Annotated in this window: 1 protein-coding gene; it reads left to right on the top strand. The window is 34.1% G+C overall.

From position 1 onward, the window contains the following. Positions 1–414, top strand: a 414-nt coding sequence (locus A8C32_RS14340; RefSeq protein WP_123803439.1) for an IS982 family transposase, incomplete at both ends; no start/stop codon positions are given.

Genomic DNA, 414 nt, shown 5'->3' with positions numbered 1-414 from the left:
ATTGTGAAATGGAATATATTATAGATTCCTTTCCTGTAAGAGTTTGCCATAACATACGAATAAGTCGTTCTAAATTGATAAAAGGCGAATCATATCGCGGGTATAATGCATCTAAGAGAGAATACTTTTATGGTTTTAAAGTACAACTAATAACAACCAAATCAGGTATACCTGTGGAGATGTACTTGGTAGAAGGTAAAGAGCACGACTCACAGATCCTACAACGTATGTACCATGATTTACCAGCAGAAAGTGTGCTATATGGGGATAGTGGCTATACAGATTATGAATTGGAAGATTTATTTAAAGAAACAGAGCAAGTTCGCTTACAAATAGCAAGAAAAACCAATTCTAAAAGAAAGGACAGGCCTTATGTAGCTTACATAAAAGATACCATGAGGAAAATTATTGAAA

It is taken from the genome of Flavivirga aquatica, assembly GCF_001747085.1.
Taxonomy (GTDB): domain Bacteria; phylum Bacteroidota; class Bacteroidia; order Flavobacteriales; family Flavobacteriaceae; genus Algibacter_C; species Algibacter_C aquatica.
The sequence above is the reverse complement of the archived record's forward strand: the minus strand, read 5'-3'. Positions and strand labels throughout refer to the sequence as shown.